We start from the raw sequence: 26,860 nt of genomic DNA, 5'->3' as shown, positions 1-26,860 counted from the left end.
ATATATTATTCACTATAGTTATCTGGCAAATCATTTTCAAATAAGACAATGTCCTTTGGTCTTGCTATCTTTTGAATATATCCTGTTGCCTCATCTAATGTATTTACAATAAATATATTATCCTTACTATAGTTTACTTCCATTAATCCTTCGAATATTGGCTTTGTTCTACTTTGTCCTACTAATATTACATAATCACAAACTTTTCCTATATTTATACCAAACTCTTTATTAGCAGCTTTTTCCATAGCACCTAGTTCTACCATTCCTGGAGTCACTATTATTTTTCTTCCTTCTTTAAACTGAGATAATACTTCTAAAGCAGCCTTAGCTCCTATGGGATTAGAGTTAAAGGCATCATCTATAATTATGATTCCTGTCCCTGGATTCATTATATTTAATCTATGAGGTATTGGTTCTATTTTTCTTATTCCTTCTTTAATTTCCTCAAAAGATAAACCTAAAACCTTTCCCACTGCCACTCCTGCTAAAACATTATATATATTATGTTTGCCTAATAACTTAGTAGTGCATCTTATAGAGTTACCATCTTTATCCTTGACAGTAAAAGTAGAACCCAGTTCTGACACTTCTATATCTTCAGCATATAAGTCTAATTGTTCTATATTTTCAAATCCATAAAGTATCTTTTCTTTGAAAGTCTTATCTGCTAGTTTTTTAATATGTTCATTATCATAGTTAAATATTGCTACACCATCTGGTGGTAATTCTTCTATTAGCTCATACTTTGTCTTCATTATATTATCAATATTTTTGAAAGTTTCCATATGGGTGGGTCCAATAGAAGTAAGAACACCTATTTTAGGCTGAACCAATTCAGAGACTTCTTTTATATCTCCTATATTTCTTGCTCCTAACTCTGCAATAAATACTTCATGTTCTTCTGTTAAATCATTGTTTATTACCTTTGATAAACCCATAGGAGTATTATATGATTCTGGAGTATTTAATACCTTGAATTTTTCACCTAATATAGTCCCCAGTATAAACTTTGTACTGGTTTTTCCAAAGCTTCCTGTAATTCCTACTATATTTAAATCTTTTCTATTTTTTATCCTTTCTTGAGCTTCTTCGTAAAATTTCATATTGATTTTTCTTTCCATGGGACTGATTATTTTATTTACTGCCAAGAACATTAAAGGTTGTAGGTAATAAAGTATCCCAATTAGAATTACTAATATAATTGAATTTAGAGCAATAAATAAATTAGAAAGCTCACGTAATATACTGACTTTAAATATAAAATACAAGATAAATATACTATTTGCCACTAAATTAGCTGTATATAGCCTCTTAGCCCTATTTGTAAATACTAATGGTTTTTTGGTATCACCAGTGTTGTTTTTCCAAGAAAATGCCTTTTTCTTATTGTTATTTATCCATTTTTCAAATTGCTCTGAATTATACCCCTCAAGCTGCATCATATGTAATAAATATTTTGATCTGTTTCCTATTAAAACTATAGCAATAATACCTATAACAATAAATATAATTAACATAAAAACACCCCACTATATTGTGAATAGTTATTCTTTCTTAACTATTCGCTATTTTAAGCTCTTTACTATATACTATATTGCATCATACTGTAGAAAGTTCCTCAATATAACTGTAAATCTTTGATAATCATCTAAATATGAGTAATGACCTGTACCTTCTAATACTACTAAACCTGAGTCTTTTATTTCTCTTTCCATTATTTTCCCCATATATAGCGGAGTTGCTGTATCTTTATCTCCCCATATAAGTAATGTGGGAGCTTTTATTTTATTTAATAATGGCAATAGATTTTCATTTACTACTATAACCAATATTTTTCTCATGATTCCTGATGAATCCTTATAATCAGTAGATCCAAATTTTTTATAAAATCTTTCCATTTTTTCTTCATTTTTCATCCAGAAAAAAAGGGTTTTATATAGAAATCTCAAAGTCTTAAAGCTATATACTTTAAAATAATATTTAGGTCCCCTCTTTGGTATTAATCCTGCACTATTTACTAAAACTATTTTTTCCACTAGTTCTGGATACTTGGCTCCCAGTATAATAGATAATTTCCCTCCAAAAGAATGACCTATTAAAGTAACCTTCTCAATTTCCATATTATCAATGTAAGTTTTAACTATTTCTGCATATTTAAAAGAGTCTATTGGCTCAGATGGTTCAGTACTTTCTCCAAAGCCTGGCAAGTCTAAAGCGTGTACTCTAAATTTATTCTTAAGTATATTTACTATGGGAAGTACAGTATTTATATTTGCTCCCCAACCATGAAGTATAAGTATATCTTTTCCTTTTCCTTCTACTATGTAATTTAATTTTGTATCTTCTACTTTCATTTTCATTACTACCTTTCTATACTCTTTTATATATAATTATGTCCTCAACTACATAATTATATCATATAGAAATAGATTTTTATACTATAAAAATACACCCCAAATGTCTACCATATAACATTTGGGGTGCAACTATGTTAGAGATTTTAATTAAAATATTCCGCTTCCAAATAATCCTGCAAATACTAATGCTACAATTGTCATAAGTTTAATTAGGATATTTAATGACGGTCCTGAAGTATCTTTAAAAGGGTCTCCTACAGTGTCTCCAGTAACTGCCGCTTTATGGGCTTCACTACCTTTTCCACCATGATTTCCCTCTTCTATATACTTCTTAGCATTATCCCATGCACCACCAGCATTTGACATAAATATAGCCATTAGTACTCCTGTAACTAATGCTCCTGCCAATAATCCACCTAATGCTTCTGCACCTAGTACAAGACCTATAACTACAGGTACTATTACTGCCAATAATCCTGGAATTATCATTTCTCTTAGTGCAGCCTTTGTACTGATGTCTACACAAGTACCATACTCAGGAGTTGCTTTTCCTTCCATAATACCAGGTATTTCTCTAAACTGTCTTCTTACTTCTTCAATCATTGAGAATGCTGCTTTACCTACTGCATCCATTGTCATAGCTGAGAATAGGAATGGCAACATACCTCCTATAAATGCACCTGCTATAACTGTTGGTTTAGTCATGTCTATACTTGTTAAACCTACTGCTTGTGTATAGGAAGCAAATAATGCAAGAGCTGTAAGAGCCGCTGAGCCTATTGCAAATCCTTTTCCTACTGCCGCTGTAGTATTTCCTACTGAGTCAAGTTTATCTGTAATTTGTCTTACTTCTTTTGGTAACTCACACATTTCTGCGATTCCACCAGCGTTATCAGCTATTGGACCATAAGCATCTACTGCTATAGTCATACCTGCTGTTGATAACATACCTACTGCTGCTAAAGCAATTCCATATAGTCCATGTGCAGGTTCGCTTGATCCACCTGATACATAATAAGCTACTAATATACCTATAGCAATTACTACTATTGGCATAGCTGTTGACATCATACCTACTGATAATCCACCTATAATATTTGTTGATGCTCCAGTTTCTGATTCTTTCGCAATTCTTTGTACTGGTTTATAATCTCCAGATGTATAGTATTCTGTTATTTTAGCTATAATAAGACCTACTGCAAGTCCAGATAATATTGCAATAAATGGTTTAATTGATGATAACATATAATTGCTTAAAAAGAAACCAACTACTACAGTAATTACTGAACTAGCTAATGTACCATTATTTAATGCTTTTTGAGGATCTTTATCTCCTCTAACAAAATAAACACCTATAATTGATGCTATGATTCCTACTGCTGAAAGTGCAAGAGCAAAGTAAACTCCACTTTCTCCATATGCAACTATTCCTAAAGTAATTGCTGATATAATAGCTCCTACATAGGATTCAAATAAGTCTGCACCCATACCCGCTACGTCTCCAACGTTATCTCCAACGTTATCTGCTATAACTGCTGGGTTTCTTGGGTCATCTTCTGGAATACCTGCTTCTACTTTACCTACTAAATCTGCTCCTACGTCTGCTGCCTTAGTATAAATACCTCCACCAACTCTTGCAAATAATGCTATAGATGAAGCTCCAAGTCCAAATCCAGTTATAATATTTGCGTCTCCGTATATTATATAGAATAGACCTACTCCTAAAAGCCCTAATCCTACAACGCACATTCCCATTACTGCTCCACCTGAAAATGCAACGTTTAACGCTTTTGTCATACCTGATTCTTTCGCTGCATTTGCAGTTCTTACATTGGCTTTAGTAGCCACTTTCATACCGAAGTATCCTGCTGCAATAGAGAATAATGCTCCAAATAAGAAACAAATTGCAGTACTTAAACCAAGTCCTGGTGCAAATGATAAAATAATAAAAAGTGCTACTATAAAGATTGCTAAAGACCTGTATTGTCTTCTTAGGAAAGCCATGGCTCCGTCTGCGATATAAGCTGCAATTTCCTTCATCCTATCGTTCCCTGGACTAACCTGATTGATACTGTTTGCTTTATAAAAAGCAAATAACAGCGCCAATATACCTACTACTGGCGCAGAAATTAATGCCAAATTCATCTTTTATTCCTCCTTTATTATTTAGCTGCTAAAACTAAAGTAGATATTATAAAGATAACAGCTGATATTACTGTTATTCTTTTAAGCATGTCTTCACGGCTTGTTCCTCTTGACTTACCGAATAATGGTTCTGATCCCCCACCTATGGCACCTAAACCGCTTTCACTGCCTTCCTGCATTACTACTGAAACTATTAATGATAAACTTGATATAAGTACTACTACTGAGAAAAATATTGTCATATTTACACCTCCCAACAATTTATATATCCCCTAAAACATTACTATTTTAACATAGTAGAAGCATAAAATCAATAGTTTATAGACTTATACATATTAAATAGTAATCTATATATTCCCCATTATTTTCAAATATATAGGGTCTTAACTAATAAAAATTTAACTTCAATACTATTCTATCTCAATCAAACCATATTTAATTTTAATCCGATCTAATTTTTCAATCATAGACTGAGAAATGAAAAATATAAAAAAGACTGTGGAAATAGAATGAACAATATTAAACCAAAACCCTGAAATATAAGTTGCTAATAAAGCTTTCCATGAAAAATTAGAAGTAAATATTAGAAGGCTTCCAATATCTATGATTCCACCATATATGAAAAATGTAGATAACCCACCATAAATACATAATGATAATCTGGTCTTCTTAAGAATTTTTTTTTGAAATAATATGCCTGCTAAAAATCCAATTATTCCGAAACAAAACATCTGCCACGGTGTCCAAGGACCTTGTCCAAAGAAAAAATTAGATACAAATCCAGTCATTGCTCCCACAAGAAAACCAGATTCTGGTCCAAGTGACACCCCAGTAATAATTACAATTGCCACAACAGGCTTGAATTGAGGTAGCATATAAAATGCACCTCTCCCTGCTACAGCTATGGCAGTTAATACAGCTATGACAACCAATTCTCTAGCCCGTGGCTCTCGTTTCTCAAATATCATTATAAATGGGATTATAGTGTAAATAATAATCAAAACACTAATGAAATAATATTTCCTATCATCTAAAAAGTATATTCCAAAAAAAATAGTTATTGGAATCAGTACTAAAATAATAATTGCTGAGATTAAAGTTCTAGACTTTAAAAAATTCTCCCCTAAATATTTTCTTGACATAATCTAATCACATCCTCTATAGTTACTGCTTTTGAACAAATATGTCTAGAAATACGATTTGCAGATGTAGTGTAAAAACTATTCCCAGCAAAAAATTCCTTAGTTGGTTTAGAACTGACTATATTTCCGTCAAAAACCATAGCACAAGTATCTCCATGTTTTGCACAAAATTCTATATCATGGGACACCATTACAGTTGTTACATCTTTATTACTTAAAGTTTTAAGAATTTTTGCAAGTTTCTCCTTAAAAAAATTGTCTAACCCTTTAGTAGGTTCATCTAATAACAATATTTTAGGTTCTAGTAATAATACTTTTGAAAGAGCCCCTCTTTGCTGTTCTCCACCGCTTAAATCATAGGGATGCCGATTCAATAGGTTCTCCAATTCAGTTAGCTCTACTACTTCTTTAATCTTTTGAGACTTTTCCTCTTTAGGTATCTTTAACTCTGACAACATTTCATACAAATCTAACTCAAGAGTCTTTTTTACAAATAAGTGTTGAGGGTTTTGAGGTAATACCCCTAGATTATTGATGAATTTTTCTCTGGTACTCATCTTAGCTAGGTTTTTATTCCCTATGAAAACCTTACCTCTATAAGGAGTTAATATTCCACTAATAATTGATAATGCTGTAGTCTTTCCAGTTCCATTTCCTCCCAATATACAGTATATTTCCCCTTTTTCTACTTCCAAAGACATATCTTTAATGGTATCAGGTAAGCTTTTATCGTATTTAAACCAAATATCTTTAAGTTTTATTATTACATCTCTTTTTTCTCTTATAGATTCTACAGAATTTATCTTTATATCTTTTCCTTCCATAAACGAATCAATCCACCGTCTTCCTTCATTCACCGTAATAGGATAAGGCAACTGATTTCTTACTCCTGCATATATCTGCATAGCTGATGTCATACTATGAACCATTGGATGGTTATTTCTATGTAAATCTTTACCAACTTCTTCAGGTGTACCTTCACTAATAATACTTCCTTCATCCATAACTATAACCCTATCTGATATTGGAATTATTTCTTCTAATCTATGCTCAGTCATTATAATAGTTGTACCTAATTCTTGGTTGATTTTTTTTATGGTTTCAATAAATTCTGAGGCAGCAATGGGATCTAACTGAGATGTAGGCTCATCTAGAATCAATACAGAAGGCTGCATTGTCATTATACCTGCTAAATTTAGAATTTGTTTTTGTCCTCCTGATAACTCAGTTACCTTGTTATGAAACCAATTATGAATACCAAAAAAACTAGCCATCTCTGCTACTCTAATTCGGATGGTTTTGTTATCATATCCTAGGCTTTCCAGTCCAAAAGCTAACTCGTGCCAAACCTTATCTGTTACTATTTGATTATCTGGATTTTGAAATACATATCCGATTTGAGAAGCCTGAATCCTATGTTCAACCTTTGGTAGAGGTTGTCCAGAAAAATATACTTCACCTTCTTTTTTTCCATGAGGTGAAAGTATAGTTTTTAATTGTCTAATCAAAGTACTCTTTCCTGAACCTGATTTCCCACATATCGTTAAAAATTCACCCTTATTTATTATAAGATTTATATTATTTAATGCCTTTTTATCCATTAATGGATATGTGAAATTCAAATCCTTGATTCTATAGACTTCCATTTAACTTCCTCCTGAATATTTATAATTACAGGCATCATACATAATATTAAATATGCTAGATATACCAGTAGGCTAAATCCTGTTACTTCACTAAATTTAATAGATGGGAAAAATCTAATTGTGTTTTCTCCTTTAAATGCCCCTGTTAAAATAACCAGCACTAATAGTAATATGGCTGAAATTCCTATTTTATCTCTATTATCAAAAGAAAATATAGAAAAGCTAGTCCTTCCAGGTAATCCATAGCCCCTTGACCTCATGGAATCCGCTGTTTCGATGGCATTTTCCAATGCCCATGTGGTCATTATGGATAATACTTTGATTCCATTTTTAGCCCTTCTAATAATATTTCCTTGAGATAAATCTCTGCCTATAGATTTTTGTGCGTTGGAAATCACCTTTATTTGTTCTATATATCTTGGAACAAACCGAAGAGTCATTGAAAAAATTAAAGATAATGAAGGTATAATCCGCCCAAATAAATAGATAAATTTATCGGAGGTCATAACTGCATTATAACAAGAAAACCATATAATAACTGTAATAAACATGGTGGCTGAAGCTATGCCATAGAGTATGGATTCTAATGTAATTGGATTTCCATCCTTTAGATAAAATAATATAGTAACTCCCTCATGGTTAAACAAAGGATTGAGAATTGCCATAAACAATAACATTGGCATCATATATATAATATTGAATCTTATACCTTTTCTTAATCCCTTTATCATAATTGAATAAGTAATAGCTGATATTAAAGCTATTATTTGAAATATAGGGTGCATAAAGAACATACTAAAGATTAATACAGCTAAAAAATATATGAAATTTACTATAGGGTGAAAATTAGAAAAACTATCATACATCATTCTTCTCCTCCTGTAACAGCAAAACCGCTACCTATGTCCCTGCCTAAATCACAGGTATAAATCCATTCTATTATATCTCCATCCTCTAATAGGTATCTGCTAGATCCATAATTGGGAAACCAGTCATTTACCTTATACATCCATCCACTTAATTCTCCGCAATCAAACTCATATATATTGTTTATTCCCTCTACATAATGACTATTGTATATTGGAGTCATTACAAACTCCATATGAATTTTATTTGCCTGCATCTCTCTTAGCAAAACATGGAATACAGATTCTCCTTCGTAGAAATTTACTGTCTGAGGGGGATAAATAATTCCATCCTCAGGCAGCACTTCAAGTTTATCTTTATTAAATAAATGTATATTATTTAATATGGTCTTACTTGTAACAGATAGAGTTGCTGTCAGTTGTTTTTCCTTATTTATGGTTATATCCTGCCATTCAACTGGATTTGGCTTTCCCTCTGGAACTGGGTCTGTTAAGTATTTATCCTTTTCATCACTATTATTTTTATCTTCTTCTATTATGTTTTGTTTCTCTAATTTTTGTTCCTTATTTATTTCATCCTGATTTATGTCAATATCTACATAAATCTCATTGGAATCAAGAGGATTTACAGTTTTGTTTCCACCCCAAAACAATGTAACTATCAATACAAAGATTACAAATATTCCTATTTTAACTTTTCTATTTTTCATCTTTTATCACCTTAATTTATATCCTAAGTTATAGTTAATTCACATCAGTCATATTATAGAAACTATTCATATTGTTCATATATCTTTGATACGCTACTATTCCATACATTCCTTGATCTGTTGCCATAGGATCTACTAATCCCGCCTGTGCTCCTCCATTTTCCTTTTCACCTTCTCTTATATGCATGAAGCCTCCGCCTTCTACATAGAAAGTCATTAAATTATCTATTAACGTTTTTTCACTCTTTACAAATCTACTATCATTTGGATCAATCCCCAGCTCTGTTAAAGCCATAATAACCTGCACTACAGATTCAGAATTAGTAGCTCCCCAACTTTCATATCCTCCATCTTCCAATTGAAGCTTAGATAAACATTCCACAGCCTTATCTATAGCGTCCTTTACCTTAATTATATCTTTGTATTTTGATAAAGCTTGCAATACCATTCCTGTCATATCTGGATCAGCAGGAGCATCATCACCTGCTATGGAAAACCCTCCGTCTGGTAGTTGCCTTTCTAATATATTATCTATATACATTTCTCTAGTAGCTTGAATCTTTACCTCTGGAACTAAAGGAATTTCATAGTTTTTGGAATCCAAGGCTAGTAATGCAAATGTGGGTCCATTTATCCCTTGAAATATAACCTTTTCATAATCTGCTAATTTCTCAAGCAAATTATATCCAGCTATATCTGAAGGGTCCTTCCCAATGGCAGTTAAGGCAAGAATAGCTCTGGAATATTCCGTATATTTTCTTTCATGGAGTATACCTTGATTTTCTTCAAGTATATTTACCACATTATCATAATAGTTTTCAAAATAATCCTTATGAATCTCTATATCTGCCCTTGCCAAAGACATTATAGTCCAGTCTCCTCCTATGGAGGACACTGTTGGATCAGGTACAGTTTCTTGCATAAAATTAGCTGTTTCCGCTATTTTTTCTTCTATATTATAATCTGTTGAGGATGTTGTAACAGTACATGATATAAGGCTAAAGCTTAATATAATAAGAAAAGTAATCCTCCATAAATTTTTGACTTTATTCTTCATATATTAACCCTCCCTATCTATATATTTCAATTAATATTCTAGTCCTTGTATATTATTCCATAAATCCCTGATGAAACCTTATCACAACGAAGTTTTCCGTTGAATACATACCATTTCTCAGGAGAAACATCTTCAAAATTACCCTTCATATAATTGTATTTTACAAATCTAAGTTTTTCCACTGGATACTGTTTTTCTAGATTTATTTCATAGGAAAGTCCACCCTTAGTAGAATCCGATTCTACTTGGAATATATAACCCTTTCCCTTTACTTTATTCCATTTTTCTCGTATATCCTTAGGTATGTCACATAAATTTAGTTTTAATCCAGATGCTGTTTCCATAGATGGATATATCTCTATATTTACAACCCCAGTATGATATTTTATGAATTCATATTCTCCCTTTAATAAATTTGGCAGAACATCTTTGGGTATGGTTATTATATTACTGAATCCTGATTTGAAATCTGAAACAGTAGGTCTGATTTCTATATGATCAAATCGATCATTTATCATCAAAGAGCTGCGGCTATTTCTAGCTCTTGATTCAATCTTACCTATATCATTTAAAATCTTTGCTCTTTCCGTCAGTACTAACTTTTCATCTCTTTTCGATTTTATTTTCAATTCTTCTTCTTCTGCTCTTTTTTCTTTTGCTTCCTTTGCTAATTCCCACCAAGAGATTTCTCCCCTTCTCTTGTAGTAATCGTCTCGTTCCTTTTTATAATTATCATAATAATCATCCCAGTAACGTGAATCTCTATCAGATGGTATATTTATTATTACACGATATGTCTTCTGAGTATTACCTGATCCATATACTGTATAGTAAACAGTACGATTGAAATTTACTGCACTGTCTTTACTTGGAGAAATAGATGCACCGTCAGTTATTGTAATACTTGGAACAAGATTGCTTAGATCCATATTATATGGTATATTAATAGTAATCCTTTCATTTCTATCATCTATTGAGGCTTCATATCCTAAAAGAGAAAATTTTAGAATTCTAGGAAGTTCATTAGTAGGTTCTTTAGGGTCTTCAACTTTTTCCCATTTAGCATATAGGGTTATATTTCTATCTATAGAAGTATTGAAATCAAAAGCTTGGGTTAGGCTTGGATCCATATACCAGCCTATGAATCTATATCCATCTTTACTTGGATTGCTAGGCTTTTTAGCAGTATTTCCTTTCTCTACATCTTGAGAAGAGATATTACTTACACCATTGGTGTTGAAACTTACTGTATATCTCTGTATTTCTTCTTCAAAGGATTTAATTTCTATATAGTAAATCCGAGACTCACCATCTTTAGATATGGTGAATTTTTTTACTTCTCCTGTAACAATGCTATTAGATACTCCTCCTGCAGTCCACTCCTCTATAGGAACCCCATGTCCTCTATCCTGTTGAAGCCATGAGCCTTCAGTACCTGTAACTTTCAAAATATGACCTACATCCAATTCTTCACTGTAACCCTTTTGAAGTGTAAGAGTAAATGTATTTCCCACCTTTACTCCTGTAGAAATCTCTTTATCATCTTTGAATAGCTTTACAGATGTTATTTCAAGGGTTTCAGGTATAGGTTCCTTTTCCCATCTAGCATATAGAGTTAAATTTCCTGTAATTGGTGTATCAAAATCAAATTCTTGTGTTAATTCTTCATTCTTGTACCAGCCTGCAAAGCTATACCCATCTTTTGTAGGTTTCTGAGGGGGTATGGTTACTTTTTCACCCTCTAATATCTCTTGATAAGTGATTGAGCTACCACCATTGGAATTAAATTCAACCTTCAGTTTCAGCTTCTCCGATTCCCTTTTTACATTTAATGTTAATTCAATTTTCCCATCAAAACCTTTTATTGTACCCTCTGCTTTATAGGTATCGTGGTTGTAGTAACGAATACTGTAATGATTAACATTATAGTATACATCTTTGCCTTTCCATTCTCCAATATTTATGCTTCTCTCACTATCGTCATTCAATTTCACTCCAATGGTTGTTGGCAAACGATAGCTTTGATATTCCCCAAAGAAATCCCTATAAACTGTTATTTCTTGAATCTTATCTTCTTCATTGATGTCTGTGATTTTTTTCATGATGACATTAATCTTTACTACTTCATCGGTATCTCCAATAGTACCTGTAAATATATTCTTTCCTAATATAGCTGTTTCTACGGATTCATTCCAGTTTATTATTTCTAAACCTCCATTTCCATCATCATATCTTACCTTTACTGTTGAAGGCAATTGATAGTTATCATATCCTTGGATGAATTCTTCATCTTCCATATCTAGTATTTCTTCAATATTTTTAGTATTTTCGGAAAAAACAGCTTTAAGTCTAAGGTTATAGTTCTTCTCAGGATCACCTCCCGAAATCATTTCTGGAAGCTCAATCTGAATGACCGGAGAATTTAAATTCACATTAGGATTTTTAGTACCTGTCCCTGCAACACCAGGAGTTATAAATTCCCATCTATCAAAGGCATATCCAGCTTCGGGTATTGCTCGAAACTTTATTATATCCTTTGTATCTGAAAGAGGGAAACCGTCCTTTGAGTTGAAGTCTTTCCTTTCCTTTCCGTTCATATCAAATACTAAAATATCTATATTTCCTTCCTCATATGATGTTTGAGTTGTATCTATAATAGTATATGTCTTATATAGTGCTTCAATTTGTAATCTATAATTTTTTGCCAATTCAAAGGCATAATCTCCTATCTTAAATTCTATTTCCCTATTTGTGATCTCTTCTCCTAAAAGTATATTTAATTTATTATCTATATCAATATCTTCCGTTCTCCATATTTTCCATCTAGTAAAAAAACTCTTGTTACCATCTTCTGCTTTTATACTAACTCTATCCTCTTTTTTAAGTTCCTTATATCCTATTAGTTCATTCTCTTGCAGAATACCAGCTTTTACTTCTGGGTCATAAATATTATATGTTGTATCAGAGGCTTTTACTGTAAGTTCAATCAGTTCTTCAATTTCTGCCTCTACCTTGATAGCTTCCCAAGTTAAGGTAAATTCATCTCCATTCTCTGTTATAAAAGTAAATAAAGGGGGTTTATCCTTATCAAATCTGGATCTATTAAGTTCCGTACCGTCCTTATATATGACCTTAGCACCAAAATCATTAAACCATATACCTTCTCTCCATTTATCCGCTTCTGCTCCAAAACCTTTAATACTTATGAGTTTGGGATCAGAGATAGTTTCATTCTCTGCCTGATTATCCACCTTTATTTCCTTTATACCTGTGGTTTCTATAACAAGCTTATCATTCATCAATCTTCCCATACCGTTAATTGGATCAGTAAATCCTAGAAATGCATTATAAGTCGGATTTTTCCAAGAAGAAGAATCCTTTCCTATATATAGAAGCATTTTATTATCCACAAGCTCATACTTATGAAAAAAAACTGTGTTTATGTCTGGAGATTTTGGACTAATAGGAATTTTTATATTGGTTATATAATCACTAGGATCTAAGGTTTTATTATTATCCTTCCACTTTGCATATAGAGTTGTATCCTCTGAAATAACTGTATCAAAGTCGAATACATTTTCTAAGGTCTCATCTATATACCAATCTATAAATTTATATCCTTCTTTAGTAGGGTCTGCTGGTTTTACAACTTTTTCTCCTTCATCTATTAGCTGCTCCTCTATAGTGCTTCCTCCATTTGTGTTAAAGGATACCCTGTAGCTTTGTTTTTCAGAAACTTTAAAATGAGCTATTACAGGAAGGTAATTCTGAGGGAAAGAGGGGCCTTGTTTAGGTATTGCAGGAAGAATTATTTCTATTTCAGCATCAGTTTCTTTCACATCTTGATTTGATGCCGCCCCTAATCCTATTATGGGCATTGCCCTTATAAACTCCCACTTTTCAAATTCATATCCCGATTTTGCATCAGCTTTAAATTTTACTATATCATTATTTTGTCCTAAAGGGTATCCATTCTTCGAGTAAAGATTAGCTCCCTTTCCTGTCACTTCAATATCAACAGTCCCTTTTCCAAAGTCCGTTCTGCTTGGATCTATTTCAATAAAATGGTTATAACTGGCTTCTATGGTTTTTATCTCTCTTGTTTTAAACTCTTCTGTTACCACAAATGTCAATTCTGGAGTCTCATGTGAGCCTCCGAATAGCTCAATAAAATCTAAATTATTCACACCAGTAGGTCTTTTCCATTCCTTAAAAAAGCTTTTATTTCCGTCTACTGCCCTTATTGTTATTGTTGTCCCCAGTTCTACTTTTACGGTATTTTTTAATACTTCCTCTCCATCTTTTTCTACTACTATTCCCGCATTTATCAATTCATCTATCTTTTTATCATTTACAACTGCCCTTATGGTCAATGTTATTGTTTCTGGTTCCGTTTCTGCAAATGCTGTGTTTATATTTATTATGTTTATAAGCACTAAAACAAATATCATTACTCCTCTGATAAAATTCTTCATAGTCTCCTCCTTTATTCAACTAATTGATAATAAGGTATATTTAAATCCTCTTCCATATATCGCCAAAGCAAAGTTGCAGGCTTTGGTTCTGCCCGTCTTACTATCAGAGTATAGTGTTTATATGTGTCTCCCTTTTTAAGGGTAAATATATTATTTCGCCTTAAATCTATAGGCTGTCTTAAATCAGGATATACACTTGTACCCTCACTTGCCGTGATTATGGGAAATACCTTGTAATTTTCCATTTCAAATGGAACATCTAGAAAAATCCTTCCGTTTCCGTTATCTATAGTCGCCTTTATGCCATTTACAGTAAAGTAGGTTATTTCTATATCATCATTTTCTTCATCGTCTCCTGTACCAGGAGATGTACTTCCGCCAATAAATTCAACTGTATACAAGTTTACATTATTATCATTATCAGTTAGAACATAATCTTTTAGAAAATCATCTTTATAATCCTTGTATCCTTGAGAATTTATGAATTCATACTTTAAAGAATTATTTTCACTTCCTGGCATAGGATCAATACTCTTTCCACTCCATTCTATTTCCGGTTCCTGATCGCTTAAACTTTCTATAAATTTCGTCTTGGTCATTCCTTTTGGTATTTTTAATTTAATAGATTTTCCGACTACTTCCGCCACATGATTTCCAATAGAGAATTTTTCAATTTCGCTATTTCCTCCAATTTCAATTTCTGTGTTTAATGTTACAGTATATGTTACTCCATCTTGAAAATTTGGATAGGGATTTATTGAATATTCTTCTTCATCTTCAAAAGACTCTACTACCTTATAACCTGGATTTACTGTTGTATTAACTTCATCTGGTTCAAATTCAAATTCATTTGGTCTTAGATAATCTCTAGATGCTTCCTTCGGAAAATTTATCACTATTTTATTGAAAATAGTATCTATTTCCCCTTCTACTCCACGAAGCACAAATTTTGTAAATTCATATGAGTCTTCCTTTTCAATTGAGACCTTTACTGTAAATTCAGCTATGGAACTATCCTCTGCCCTTATCATATATATTACATCTTTAGTGAAGTCTTGTGGTTCACTAGGATTAGGATTTTTGCTTTTAACTTCTATGCTTTTACCTTTAAAGTCTATATCTAATACTAGATTTTTCAACTTGGATTCTTCAGTATCGCTAGGAAGAATTATGGATATTTCTCTATTATGGTTATCTATATTGACTTTGGCAGTGGGAAATTCCTTTATACCAATGGAGGTTATTTCTTTTTCTCCGCTTAATATATCTTCTTTTTTCTCAACTATAATACTATAGTTCTTTCTTGTACTCCCGTCTTCAGCAGTTACAATATAGGAAATCTCTTTTGTAAAATCTTGAAGCACCCCTATTGCTGGATTAATGACTGCATTTTTAGAAATCTTTATAATAGGTTTTACCTTTAACTGTTCATCTGTAGTATTCATGGGAATCTCAATAGTTATTGTGCTATTTTCATGGTCAATCATTCCTTCCTTACCTAATAACTCAAAATAGGTGATTTCAGCTTTATCGCTGAAATTGGAGCTAAAATCAAATGGAACTGCATCATGGTATAAGGAATAGGCTTTTCCCCCATTTTCTACAAAATTGATATACCATTGAAGAGCATACATTCCTTGATAAGTTCCCATGAAATTATAACTATTATTAGTATGTCCGAATCCGTCCCTTGCAGGAGTAGCAAATTTATTAATCCAATTGACTATCATATTATCCTCTGGTCCTCTGGAAAATCTATAATTTGAAAAAGGATCGATACCCATGGAACATAGGGCTATGATAGCCTGAGATGTGGATTCGCTGTTTACATCTCCCCATGAAATCCCTAAGAAATCATCATTTAATGGCTCTACTCCTTTAACTGATTTTCCTCCTCGCTTATCCCCTAAGAATGACTCTACCCCTTCTTCTAATTTATCCATTACTTTATCACCATAGACGGGATGATTCTGGTATGGGTATAATCCCTGCATCAGCATGGCTACCATATCAATTCCATAGGGATCGGAACCATATTCATGATTTAGCAAAAATTCAATATAATCATCTCTGGTAATATCAGCATTGGCAGGTATGGAATAATTCCCCATATCTAAAGCTATAAGGGAATAAATTCCTCCATTTATACCGCCGATACCCCCGTTATACATCATCTCCATTATATTGACAACTTCTTTCCCGAAAGGTCTACCTAAATCCGTCTTAAAGGGTTTACCATAAATTTTGAATGGTTCTAGATTAGTAGCATCTACTCCCATAGCAGTTAAAGTCATAGCAAATCTGGCAAAATCTGTAATTTTACTGCTGGATAATTCTCCTACTTCATCATACATGTCGAATCGTTGAGGCAAATCTTCAGTCGTTCTCCTTATCCCATCAGAGGTGCCATTTTTTTCTCCTTCGTATAATCCTATGTTCATCCATTCCCAATCTTCATGAGTTGCTTCATTTTTATATTTATTGTATATATTGTCTCTTAATTGTTTAAGTTTGTTCATATATTCTTCATCAGGGCCAACGGCTTCTTCCTGACTATGGATTACGGATACTTTATATACTCTTTGTTCCCCATTTTGGGAAGTCACTGTATAATCAATTTCTCCCTTTGAAAAATCCACTTCCTCCGAACTAGCAGGTTTTACTTTTGCATTTGGAGAAATCCCTATAAAGGGTTTTATATTACTTAAATTTTCTGTGTTTGGAACTTCCACTTTAATATTATTTTCTTCTATTTTCCCGTCTATGGTTCCTACCTTAAAAGATAATATCTTATTTTCAGAAGAAGCAATACCATGTGATACTATTACCTCATATTCTTTAGTTTCCCCCGATTCAGATGTTACTGTATATATGACAGGATTTGTAAAATCCTGTGTTTTTTTAGACTTTGGAACTACACTGGCTCTATAATCTATCCCAATATCTGGTGTTAAAGCAGTAATATCGGTTCCATAGGGTGCTGTAATATTAATCCTTCCATTATCATGGTCGATATTTACATTATAGTCATCTATACCAAAATAAAGAATTTCATTATTATGAGACCTTTCTAAAGTTACATTTAAGGTATATGTTTTTTCTAAATCGTCCCTTACGATTTTTATACTATTTATCTTTTCTATATTTACATTTTTATTTTTTTCAATTTTAATTTTATTATTATTTTCATCTATATAATAGGCTTCATCACCTGTATGATAGATATCCAGATATAGTTCCTGTGAATCAATATAAAATGGTATATCTAAGTCTATGCTATCTTCTCCTATTATCCCACCTATTTTTTCCCCATATTCGCTGGTATAATTTAAAGAGTTAATCAGCAGTCTAGGTTCTTCTTCTAATACTTTGACTGTCCACTCCTTTTCCATATGACTATAATCCTTTAAACCATAGTATTCTATATATTTGTCATGGGACGCATCTATAGGTCTTATAGAATAAATTGCAGAACTCCCTATTTCAAAATCTCCAGATTTATATCTTCCAATTACCCAATCAGGTGTGATAATCTCCACCTGAGATTTATCCGGCTCTATTCCCTCCGGAACATATAAATTCACTAAAGAACTTTCTTTATCAATTACACCTGAATACTCACCGATTTTAAAATCAAGTATCTCAGGTTCATTTATCCTATGGGATTCTATATACTTTACTACATCATAAAGCAGTGGAATAGATGCTTCTATTTTCTCTCTGGAAAGAAACTGGCTGAATTCTGTGGAATTCGTAGTTGTTAAGAGTATCTGTTTCCATTCTCGAATTGCATTTATAGCATAATTTTTATGCATAGGGTGATAATCCCCAGTTTTTTTAGGTTCCCCCTGTCTGGCAATTTTATCTGCCAAGGACTGAATTACATCTAAAGCCTCTTTAAAATCCTCCTTTAAATCCTCTACATCTTTAGGGTCTACTCTTTGACTTTTGTCATAATTCTCCATAAGCCATACAGGCATAAAGTCTTCCCTAGTATCATTATCATAGGTAAATCTATAAAGATACTTTAAAGGTAGTTCATAGTTACGCTTTTGTCCATCAATAACTAGTTCTCCCAATGGCGGTTGATTCCAGTTTCCATTTTTTGAATTGCTATACGCAGATGTTTTCGCCTTTGTTATGGTGGCTTCCTTAACCTTTATGGGGATAAAAGTAGAGTTTATACTAATCGCTCCAGTAGTGTTTAATATATTATCTGGAACAATCATTCCCGGGCTAAAATGCTCTTTAGTTTCTATTGATTGAAAAGCATAGACTACCCAATCTCTACCACTAATTGAAGCAAAGGAAATATTCCCTGATGTAAATAAAATTAGAATTGCTAAAAAAAAGCTTAATATTTTTTTTAGTTTTAAATATTTTTTCATATAAATCTTCCTATTCTTTTATTTTATGTAAAAAGTAAGGGGCACAAGCCCCTTACCCTTATTCATCTTCTACCACTCAGGTCCTCCTAAGTCTATACCCCAGTCAAAGGTATATCCCCATGTTAAGGTACTATCACTAGCTGTTATAATATATTGAGATGCTCCTATATTAGCAACCTCACCATTTATAAGATATATCCAGCCTGTTCTGTCCTTCTCCCAATCCCATGATGGGAAATCTGGCTCCCCTTCTGTTTTTTGGAATAATAGATCTGGCAAAGTCGGGTCAGCGCCTCTGCCAATTTCACTTACATAGCCGCTGTTTATACCGATTACATTAAGATTGGTTCCATCTACTGCCTTTTGGAATACATCCATTGCTGACTCTCCTACTTCCGCTGTTACCGGTATGAATAATGAACCACTTTCCAGTCCAGTTACTGCATTCTGTACTCTAGCTGCTGCTGCAGGATAAGCTGCTGCTGTAGGAGCTACATAACCTCCGGTATTAGGACTTGTATAAGTTCCATCTAACCAATCATTTGCATTTTCCAAATCAATGGTTACAAATATCAAAACACTTGTTCCTTGGATATTAGCATTCATTTGATAAGTTCTGTAAACTGTACTGCCTGATTTTAGAACAAAATCTACATACCCCTCACTAAAATCCACACTCATATTTGGAGTATAAGGAGTTCCATCTACTTCTAGAGTATATGACCCTGCGATTGTGGCAACTATCTCCACGTCGCTTAAATCCACACTTGAGGAATTAGGAAACTCAATATATCCTGTATATCTGGTGACTCCCCCTACATCTACAAATTTCATCTCTGCTGTATACTCATTTGAACCCTCTATTGCTTTTACTACTAATATCCCGTCATCTGTCAATGTCGCCGCAAATGATGATACACTCATTCCCAATACTAGTACTAATGCTAGTAATAAACTAAATATTTTTTTGTTGTTAAACTTCTTAAACATACTCTTATCCCCTTTCTTCTTATAAATCTCTTTCTCTCATCTTATGGGCTTATCCCTTAAGATTACTGTTTCCTGTCTTTACTATGGATGTAATTCCCTGTTTCTCTCTAGTCCTCTATATACCTCCAATCTTTTGATTTATTTATAATAAACTACACTTTAACCAAACTGCTAATTATTCAGCCCTTATGGCCACTTGGGGACTGACTCTCATAGCATTTATTGCTGGTCCCAGTGCAGATATTACCGCTACAAATACTGCAAATATTACTGCTCCTCCTGCTAGCCAAATTGGTATAATGGAGCGAACTTCCATCTCCTTCAATAGTATAGGTAATATTCCTTGCAATATAAGACTAACAAAAAGTCCTATGGTTCCTCCTATAACTCCTATTATTGCAGATTCTACTAAGAACATCTTTACTATATCTCCTAAATCAGTTCCTAGAACCTTGAGTATTCCTATTTCCTTAGTTCTCTCATTGATTGCCATCATCATAGTATTGGCTGTTCCAATACCAGCCACTAAAAGTGCTACTGCCCCAATGGCTGCCAGCATCCCCTGAATTTGTTTTGATTGCTTTTTTACCGATTCTAACATATCGTTTAAGGAATAAGTCTCAAATCCAGCCTTTCTTATTACATCTGTAATACTTTGTACATTTTTTATATCATCAGCCTTTATCCATACTAAAGGGTAGGTTTTTATATTTTTCATATCATTAGCTGTATTGGAAGGAGGCAAAAAATCCTCATTGGCTTCTATTAATTCCTCTAATATTTTAAGCTGTATAAATCCTGAAGTAGAATATGTATAGTTTTGCATACTGGTGATTCCTGTTACCTCTATCCTATAGATATTCCCACTTGGTACTGCTCTGCCATCTTCTCCTTCTACATACTGTCCTGATAATGTATTATAATCAAAGGTAAGTCTAATATTTCCCTTCATGGGGTCTATTAGATGTTTGTTTTTCATATCCTTAATTTGCTCCCATGTTTGAGGATCTGCAAAGGAGTCTGCCACATCATCTGTTAATATAATCTGAGGTACAAGCTTTGTGCCCTTCAACGGCAGTTGTCCCTTCAATGGAGTTATCTGAAAGTCTCCTGCTGTGTCTAAATCAATTCCATATAGTCTAATGGGAGCTATATACTTTCCGCCTTTTAAATATGGTACTACTTGTACAACAGGAGTTACAGCCTCTACTCCCTTTAACTTTTTAAATGCTGATACTGCTTTATCATTTAGTAAAGCTACTTTTCCCTTGGTTTCCCTTGGAGGGGTTACATCTATTTTCGTCAGACTTCCCATTTCAGAAATAGACTCCTGATATGTTTGGTTATAGCCAATTCCAATGGATATGAGTACCACTATACAGGCTACTCCTACTGCCATGGCTGCTGCTGTTAAAATAGTTCGTACTTTTCTTCGCCTTAGATTTATAAATCCCATACGAAAAAAATCTGAAAACTTCATTATTTCTTCCTCCACTTAAACCTATATAAATATCCTAAAGCAATGGCTCCTATTCCTCCTGTGCCTCCTATCCAAGGCAATGCTGATTTCTTCTTAGGCTGTTGAATTTCTCCTTGAATTATCTTATCTGTGTCAGAGGTTTCACTAAGTATTTCCACCTGAAAAGGTTTTCTCTCTTCAAATATCTCTCCATCTATGTCTTCATAGGTTATTACAAAATCACCTGTCAGGGTTCCCGTCTTTCCTCCGATAATTTGAAAATCTGCACTATGTTTACCTGCTGGTATCAAATCTCCCCCATAATATTTTTCAAACATAAGAATATCTTCACTTTCAATATCAATTTCTAAATTAAACGCCTTAGTCCTTCCTTTATTTACAATTGCCATGCTTACGGCTATAGGATCTCCTACGGCAGTATCCTCATCATAGATTAGAGGCTCTTCTACTGATACCTCCATTTTCTGTTTAATGGGAATTACTATTCCTTGGGTGGCAGTGCCCTTTACAACCTTTTCATTTTCATAATCCATAGTAACTGCAATTGTAGTTGTGGAATTTAAGGCTGTAGGCAATGCCTTAAGCTTAAAAGTACTACTTGTAGTTCCCCTTGGCTTCAATGAATTTATATACCTAGTATCACTTTCTCCTTTAGCAGGCATGATACTATTTTCTTCTAAAGTCAATACAATACCTGCATTCTTTATAGTTGAACTATGAGAGGTATTCTGGAAGTTTAAAACCAATTGAAACTCATCTTCTGCATACACTACCTCTGGTTCTATACTATATCCTGTAATTATCAGCTTAGGCACAGAATCTGGAAGTTCCTTTATCTCTGGTTTTCCCTTTGCTACATTGATATATGCTGAAAACAAGCTCTCCATATATACGTCATTTTCTTTATATGTTGCTCTGAAGTTAATTGGTTTTGCTCCTTCAGATATATTGGGAGAAATTTTGAAATCATATTCTAAGAAAGTTATATCCCCATGCTTCATATGTGGCAGACTCTTCCCATAGTTTACTGCTTCCACTACAAAGGGCCATTCATCCAACGATGTAGATATAACTGGAGTTATGCTGATATTTGATAGATTTCCTCCATTATTTACAATGGGAAGTCTAAGATTTACTCTTTCTCCTGCATTTCCTGCAGGGGCAGGTATTATGGCTCCATCTTCATCAACTGACGCTATTGCCAATGCTCCTAACTCATTAATCTTTTGTGACTGGCTTCCATCTTCTAGTACATTTACATAAGTCACAAGCTGAAATTCTATATCTTCTTTTATATCGGTTCCATTTATATCATCTAATCTCCACACTGTTGCATTTATTGAAAACGTAACAGGATAAAGTCCTTTGTTGGCTGTTTCAGATATTTTGAAGCTATAAAAAACATCTGCCATGCTTCCATAGGTCATATCTTCCATCTTTTTTACATAGCTTGTCTGGTTTATTTCAAAAGGCCACTTCTTCATATCCTCCTGCTTTACAGGTATAATTGGTTCTATGGTAATATTTCTAAGTACATACTTTCTTGTGGGTAAGTATTCCCTGTTTACAGCTAGAGGGAGTTCTATGATAATGTTCTCTCCTGGTTTTCCAAAGGCAGCAGATGCACCTGTGTCTGCTATTACTATTGCTTTTTTATCTGATCCTTCTACCTTATCTTGGTTTCTAGCAGGTGATGGTGCAGGTGTTGTAGTTGTATCTGCCCAAACTGAGTTAGCCATAGCTACAGTTATAAAAACTGCTAGTATAAAACAAAGAATGGATATTTTTCTCTTCTTCATGTTAAAATTGTCCCCCTAAATATTTGTTCAATATCTACGATTTTGCCATCTAGTAGATTAATAGTTCTTTCAGTATAATTTTTAGCTACTTCATCATGGGAGACCAGTAAGAAAGTTGTCCCCTTTTCTTTAAAAAGATTAATTAATAATTCCATGACTTCTATGCTTGTTCTAGTATCTAAGTTACCTGTTGGTTCATCTGCCAGTACAATAGCTGGGTCTGTTATCAGTGCTCTAGCAATTCCTACCCTTTGTTGCTGTCCCCCTGACATCTCATTAGGTCTATGATTCTCATGGGTTTCTATCCCTACTTGTTTCATTATCTCCCTGGCTTTTTCAATTCTTTCCTTTGGTTCAATTCCCTTTAATGCCAGAGGAAGAGCTACATTCTCCAAGGCAGTATATTGAGGTAATAGGTTATATGACTGAAATATAAATCCTATATTTTTACGTCTAAATTTTATTCTCTGACTTTCTCCCATCTTTTCAATATGCTCTCCCTCAATTATAATTTCCCCATCTGTTGATTTTTCTAATCCTGCTAAAATATTTAATAAGGTGGATTTTCCTGAGCCTGAACGCCCAGTAATACTAATGATTTCTTTTTTTTCAATAGATAAATTGATTCCATCAAGAGCTTTTACTATATTTTCTCCTATTTTAAATTCTTTTTTAATATTCCTTAGTTCAATAAAAGACATTATATTCTCCTCTTATTTAATTCCCTAGCCATTCTTGACCTAGATCCTTTCCTAAGTCACAGGTATAATTCCACTCTATTACATCTCCTGACTGCAATACATATACTCCAGCTCCATAGTTAGGATACCAGCCATTTACGCAATACATCCATCCGCTCCATTGTCCTCCATCAAACTCATAAAGATTATTTATCCCTTCTATGTATGCTGATTCTTTATTTCCTCTATATGCCATCTGTATTTTATATTTATCCCTTGCGACTTCCAATACATTTAATACCGTATCTCCATCTTTTATTTTAAATGTGGTTGTAGATAAGATCACTCCGCTTTCTGGTACTATTCCTTTAAATTTAGGGTCTTTATGCATATCTTTATTTACTGCTGTGTCACAACGTATAGTAAGGGTTACTGTATTTTCCTTTGGTTTCTGTTTCTCTGGCTCTTTTTCTTTTTCCGTTTCCCCTTTATTTTCATTTCTACTATTGTCTTTCTCTTTTTTCTTTTCTTCTTTTTCCTTCTCTTTTTCTTCTTCCTTTTTACTTTCCTTCTCCCTTAACTTTTGTTCAAAAAAGTTATCTTTTTTCTTGTCCTCTGCTGGCTTTATTTCTACATTATCTTTTCCTTCTTCTTTATCTTTTAATACAAACCTTAATTCTTCGTCTTTAGATTTCTCCGAATTTTTTAATCTTAATTTCTCCCAAAATGATAGTTCCTTTTTATCCTGCTGAACTACATCTTCTTCCTCTATTGCAATTTCAATTTCATCCTCATTTTTTGATGATAACTTTTCTCTCATCTGTGCCAGTAGGGAAGTCGCTTTTAAACTTTCTTCATCTTTTTTGTTCTCTATAAAATAGTCTATTTCTAAATCCTCATTACTGCTTACTCCCTCAGCCTTATCTGAAAAACATCCTGTTAAAGGAATGATTAATGTAATTAAGATGAAAAAAAGAATTAATTTTTTTATGATATTTTTCTTCATTTTACCCCTCCATAATTTAACTAATGTAAAAGGTATAAATCTTTTCAATACAAATTCCCCTCTTAATTTCTACAAAAACAAAAAAACACTACCTTATTACAAGTAGTGCCTCCAGTTTTCTGGTCAGCATATTCTATAGTTTTATCGACTTCTTTAATTCTTCCACTCTTACGGGTTCACTATTCTGAATTATAATTTTGATTTCTCCAAATTCCGTATTTCTTATTAATTCTATAAGATTTTTTTCCTTATCTGTAAGCCTTAAACTAACATTTTTATCATTCACCTTTGCATAGCACCTCCCCTAAATAAAAAAAATGTCTTAACTTCCAGGAGTTAAGACATTTTAATCATATATCAATACACATAGTCACTACATCTAACCTCAATCCCGGAAGGCTAATGAAAATATAGCTTAGGCAGTTCTCCTGACTTATGGGTCGTAGCTTTTCTTTACCTTCCCAGAATTTTTCCAGTGGTGTGTCAAAAAATTGCTCTCCATTTACAGTGGCCGGACCGTTCATGATTTACACATGATTATCTTTTAATCTCTATTATATAAAGAACCTAAGTATTTTTATATTTAATTTTATAATTATTTCCATTATATACCATATCTTGAATTTTAACAATAGATTTAGAATATTAACTATGGAACTTCTATATTTAACTAATTATAAAATGAATAACATATAAAAAGTTTAATTAATACTAGAGAATATGAAAAGATTTTCTTATTTATTCTTAAATTTCTATAAAATAAAAAAAGATTTCATTAAATACAATGAAATCTTCTTATGTTTAAATATTATTTTTTTAGATTATAAAAAGTTTTAATTCCTTTGTATACCGCTTCTTCTCCTAGCATATCTTCTATTCTAAGTAATTGATTATATTTTGCTACTCTATCAGTTCTTGATGGAGCACCAGTTTTTATTTGTCCTGCATTCATTGCAACAGCCAAATCTGCAATAGTAGTATCTTCAGTTTCTCCTGATCTATGAGAAATTACAGCAGTATAACCATGAGTCTTAGCCATTTCTATAGTATCTAAGGTTTCAGTTAAAGTACCAATTTGATTTAATTTAACCAATACTGAATTTGAAATTCCCAATTCTATTCCTTTAGATAATCTTTCAGTATTTGTAACAAATAAATCATCTCCTACTAACTGAATCTTATTTCCTAGTCTTTCAGTTAATAGTTTCCAGCCATCCCAATCATCTTCTGCTAATCCATCTTCAATAGATATAATAGGATATTTATTTACTAATTCTTCATAGTAATCAATCATTTCATTTACTGTGAGAACTCTTCCTTCTCCTGCTAAATTGTATACTTTTTTATCTGTATCATACATTTCTGTAGCAGCCACATCTAATGCAAGCATTATTTCTTCTCCTGGTTTATATCCAGCTTTTTCTATTGCTTCTACTATGGTTTTTAAAGCTTCTTCATTACTAGATAAGTTTGGTGCAAATCCTCCCTCATCTCCTACAGCAGTATTTAATCCTTTAGATTTTAAAACTGATTTTAAGTTATGGAATATTTCAGCTCCCATTCTAAGAGCTTCTTTAAAACTCTTTGCTCCCACGGGCATTACCATAAATTCTTGAATATCCACATTATTATCAGCATGTTCTCCACCATTTAAAATATTCATCATAGGAACTGGTAAAGTTTTAGCATTTACTCCACCAACATATTGATATAATGGCATACCTAATTCATCTGCTGCTGCCCTTGCTACTGCTAAGGATACCCCTAGAATTGCATTAGCCCCTAGTTTCCCTTTATTATGTGTATTATCTAAGCGAATCATCAATTTATCTATTGCCGTTTGTTCAAACACATCTAAACCTATTATTTCTTCTGCTATTATATTATTAACATTTTCTACTGCTTTAATAACACCTTTGCCTAGAAATCTTTCTTTATCTCCATCTCTTAATTCTACAGCTTCAAAAGCTCCTGTAGATGCTCCAGATGGAACCAATGCTCTACCGAAAGACCCAGTTTCTGTTAATACTTCTACTTCTACTGTAGGGTTTCCTCTAGAATCCAATACTTCTCTTGCATATACATCTGTTATTATACTCAAAACAATTCCTCCTTT

At 33.0% G+C, this 26,860-nt stretch carries 18 protein-coding genes and 1 riboswitch; all 18 genes read right to left on the bottom strand.

What is annotated here, in order from left to right; all coding sequences use genetic code 11:
- Positions 1-5: 5 nt before the first annotated feature.
- The gene (locus tag KQI41_RS05820; protein ID WP_154439133.1) at positions 6-1,520 is read right to left on the bottom strand and encodes a UDP-N-acetylmuramoyl-tripeptide--D-alanyl-D-alanine ligase; all 1,515 of its coding nucleotides are present in this window, start codon (positions 1,518-1,520) and stop codon (positions 6-8) included.
- A 72-nt stretch (positions 1,521-1,592) separates the two neighbouring features.
- Complete coding sequence (locus KQI41_RS05815; protein ID WP_326828299.1) at positions 1,593-2,357, bottom strand: alpha/beta fold hydrolase; 765 nt, start codon at positions 2,355-2,357, stop codon at positions 1,593-1,595.
- A gap of 150 nt (positions 2,358-2,507) precedes the next feature.
- Positions 2,508-4,505 (bottom strand): sodium-translocating pyrophosphatase, encoded by a 1,998-nt coding sequence (locus KQI41_RS05810; RefSeq protein ID WP_154439135.1) that lies wholly within the window; start codon positions 4,503-4,505, stop codon positions 2,508-2,510.
- Positions 4,506-4,522: 17 nt separating this feature from the next.
- The gene (gene secG, locus KQI41_RS05805) at positions 4,523-4,747 is read right to left on the bottom strand and encodes a preprotein translocase subunit SecG (RefSeq protein ID WP_154439136.1); all 225 of its coding nucleotides are present in this window, start codon (positions 4,745-4,747) and stop codon (positions 4,523-4,525) included.
- 168 nt (positions 4,748-4,915) lie between these two features.
- Positions 4,916-5,647, bottom strand: coding sequence for an ECF transporter S component (locus KQI41_RS05800; protein ID WP_154439137.1), 732 nt, complete (start codon positions 5,645-5,647; stop codon positions 4,916-4,918).
- Positions 5,629-7,293: an ABC transporter ATP-binding protein gene (locus tag KQI41_RS05795; RefSeq protein WP_154439138.1), complete on the bottom strand. Its 1,665-nt coding sequence runs from the start codon at positions 7,291-7,293 to the stop codon at positions 5,629-5,631. Before KQI41_RS05795 ends, KQI41_RS05800 begins: the two co-directional genes overlap by 19 nt.
- A complete protein-coding gene (locus KQI41_RS05790) occupies positions 7,266-8,162 on the bottom strand; it encodes an energy-coupling factor transporter transmembrane component T (RefSeq protein ID WP_216584998.1) in 897 nt (298 codons plus the stop codon). The genes KQI41_RS05795 and KQI41_RS05790 overlap by 28 nt, the downstream gene beginning before the upstream one ends.
- Positions 8,159-8,869: a DUF4430 domain-containing protein gene (locus KQI41_RS05785; RefSeq protein ID WP_216584997.1), complete on the bottom strand. Its 711-nt coding sequence runs from the start codon at positions 8,867-8,869 to the stop codon at positions 8,159-8,161. The genes KQI41_RS05790 and KQI41_RS05785 overlap by 4 nt, the downstream gene beginning before the upstream one ends.
- 34 nt (positions 8,870-8,903) lie before the next feature.
- On the bottom strand, positions 8,904-9,926 hold the full coding sequence (locus KQI41_RS05780) for a prenyltransferase/squalene oxidase repeat-containing protein (protein WP_216584996.1): 1,023 nt from the start codon (positions 9,924-9,926) through the stop codon (positions 8,904-8,906).
- A 38-nt stretch (positions 9,927-9,964) separates the two neighbouring features.
- Complete coding sequence (locus KQI41_RS05775) at positions 9,965-14,401, bottom strand: InlB B-repeat-containing protein (RefSeq protein ID WP_216584995.1); 4,437 nt, start codon at positions 14,399-14,401, stop codon at positions 9,965-9,967.
- 11 nt (positions 14,402-14,412) lie between these two features.
- Positions 14,413-18,789: a DUF5018 domain-containing protein gene (locus tag KQI41_RS05770; RefSeq protein ID WP_154439143.1), complete on the bottom strand. Its 4,377-nt coding sequence runs from the start codon at positions 18,787-18,789 to the stop codon at positions 14,413-14,415.
- A gap of 69 nt (positions 18,790-18,858) precedes the next feature.
- The gene (locus tag KQI41_RS05765; RefSeq protein WP_216584994.1) at positions 18,859-19,779 is read right to left on the bottom strand and encodes a DUF4430 domain-containing protein; all 921 of its coding nucleotides are present in this window, start codon (positions 19,777-19,779) and stop codon (positions 18,859-18,861) included.
- A gap of 175 nt (positions 19,780-19,954) precedes the next feature.
- Positions 19,955-21,259, bottom strand: coding sequence for an ABC transporter permease (locus KQI41_RS05760; RefSeq protein WP_154439145.1), 1,305 nt, complete (start codon positions 21,257-21,259; stop codon positions 19,955-19,957).
- The gene (locus KQI41_RS05755; protein ID WP_154439146.1) at positions 21,259-23,058 is read right to left on the bottom strand and encodes a COG1361 family protein; all 1,800 of its coding nucleotides are present in this window, start codon (positions 23,056-23,058) and stop codon (positions 21,259-21,261) included. The genes KQI41_RS05760 and KQI41_RS05755 overlap by 1 nt, the downstream gene beginning before the upstream one ends.
- Complete coding sequence (locus KQI41_RS05750; RefSeq protein WP_154439147.1) at positions 23,055-23,759, bottom strand: ABC transporter ATP-binding protein; 705 nt, start codon at positions 23,757-23,759, stop codon at positions 23,055-23,057. Before KQI41_RS05750 ends, KQI41_RS05755 begins: the two co-directional genes overlap by 4 nt.
- Positions 23,760-23,775: 16 nt before the next feature.
- On the bottom strand, positions 23,776-24,744 hold the full coding sequence (locus tag KQI41_RS05745; RefSeq protein ID WP_154439148.1) for a DUF4430 domain-containing protein: 969 nt from the start codon (positions 24,742-24,744) through the stop codon (positions 23,776-23,778).
- 133 nt (positions 24,745-24,877) lie between these two features.
- Entirely contained in the window at positions 24,878-25,030 is a 153-nt protein-coding gene (locus tag KQI41_RS18865; RefSeq protein WP_216584993.1) for a DUF2292 domain-containing protein, read from the bottom strand.
- A 115-nt stretch (positions 25,031-25,145) separates the two neighbouring features.
- A riboswitch (cobalamin riboswitch) is annotated at positions 25,146-25,330 on the bottom strand.
- A gap of 222 nt (positions 25,331-25,552) precedes the next feature.
- A complete protein-coding gene (gene eno / locus KQI41_RS05735; RefSeq protein ID WP_154440934.1) occupies positions 25,553-26,845 on the bottom strand; it encodes a phosphopyruvate hydratase in 1,293 nt (430 codons plus the stop codon).
- Positions 26,846-26,860 lie beyond the last annotated feature (15 nt).

The sequence above is a fragment of the Tissierella pigra genome (assembly GCF_018917845.1).
Lineage (GTDB): Bacteria > Bacillota > Clostridia > Tissierellales > Tissierellaceae > Tissierella > Tissierella pigra.
This window is presented reverse-complemented; position numbering and strand designations above follow the sequence as displayed.

Excerpts from the sequence above, each read along its gene's own strand:
- KQI41_RS05820 (WP_154439133.1), bottom strand. The coding sequence starts at position 1,520 with ATGTTAATTATATTTATTGTTATAGGTATTATTGCTATAGTTTTAATA.
- KQI41_RS05815 (WP_326828299.1), bottom strand. The coding sequence starts at position 2,357 with ATGAAAGTAGAAGATACAAAATTAAATTACATAGTAGAAGGAAAAGGA.
- KQI41_RS05810 (WP_154439135.1), bottom strand. The coding sequence starts at position 4,505 with ATGAATTTGGCATTAATTTCTGCGCCAGTAGTAGGTATATTGGCGCTG.
- secG (WP_154439136.1), bottom strand. The coding sequence starts at position 4,747 with ATGACAATATTTTTCTCAGTAGTAGTACTTATATCAAGTTTATCATTA.
- KQI41_RS05800 (WP_154439137.1), bottom strand. The coding sequence starts at position 5,647 with ATGTCAAGAAAATATTTAGGGGAGAATTTTTTAAAGTCTAGAACTTTA.
- KQI41_RS05795 (WP_154439138.1), bottom strand. The coding sequence starts at position 7,293 with ATGGAAGTCTATAGAATCAAGGATTTGAATTTCACATATCCATTAATG.
- KQI41_RS05790 (WP_216584998.1), bottom strand. The coding sequence starts at position 8,162 with ATGATGTATGATAGTTTTTCTAATTTTCACCCTATAGTAAATTTCATA.
- KQI41_RS05785 (WP_216584997.1), bottom strand. The coding sequence starts at position 8,869 with ATGAAAAATAGAAAAGTTAAAATAGGAATATTTGTAATCTTTGTATTG.
- KQI41_RS05780 (WP_216584996.1), bottom strand. The coding sequence starts at position 9,926 with ATGAAGAATAAAGTCAAAAATTTATGGAGGATTACTTTTCTTATTATA.
- KQI41_RS05775 (WP_216584995.1), bottom strand. The coding sequence starts at position 14,401 with ATGAAGAATTTTATCAGAGGAGTAATGATATTTGTTTTAGTGCTTATA.
- KQI41_RS05770 (WP_154439143.1), bottom strand. The coding sequence starts at position 18,789 with ATGAAAAAATATTTAAAACTAAAAAAAATATTAAGCTTTTTTTTAGCA.
- KQI41_RS05765 (WP_216584994.1), bottom strand. The coding sequence starts at position 19,779 with ATGTTTAAGAAGTTTAACAACAAAAAAATATTTAGTTTATTACTAGCA.
- KQI41_RS05760 (WP_154439145.1), bottom strand. The coding sequence starts at position 21,259 with ATGAAGTTTTCAGATTTTTTTCGTATGGGATTTATAAATCTAAGGCGA.
- KQI41_RS05755 (WP_154439146.1), bottom strand. The coding sequence starts at position 23,058 with ATGAAGAAGAGAAAAATATCCATTCTTTGTTTTATACTAGCAGTTTTT.
- KQI41_RS05750 (WP_154439147.1), bottom strand. The coding sequence starts at position 23,759 with ATGTCTTTTATTGAACTAAGGAATATTAAAAAAGAATTTAAAATAGGA.
- KQI41_RS05745 (WP_154439148.1), bottom strand. The coding sequence starts at position 24,744 with ATGAAGAAAAATATCATAAAAAAATTAATTCTTTTTTTCATCTTAATT.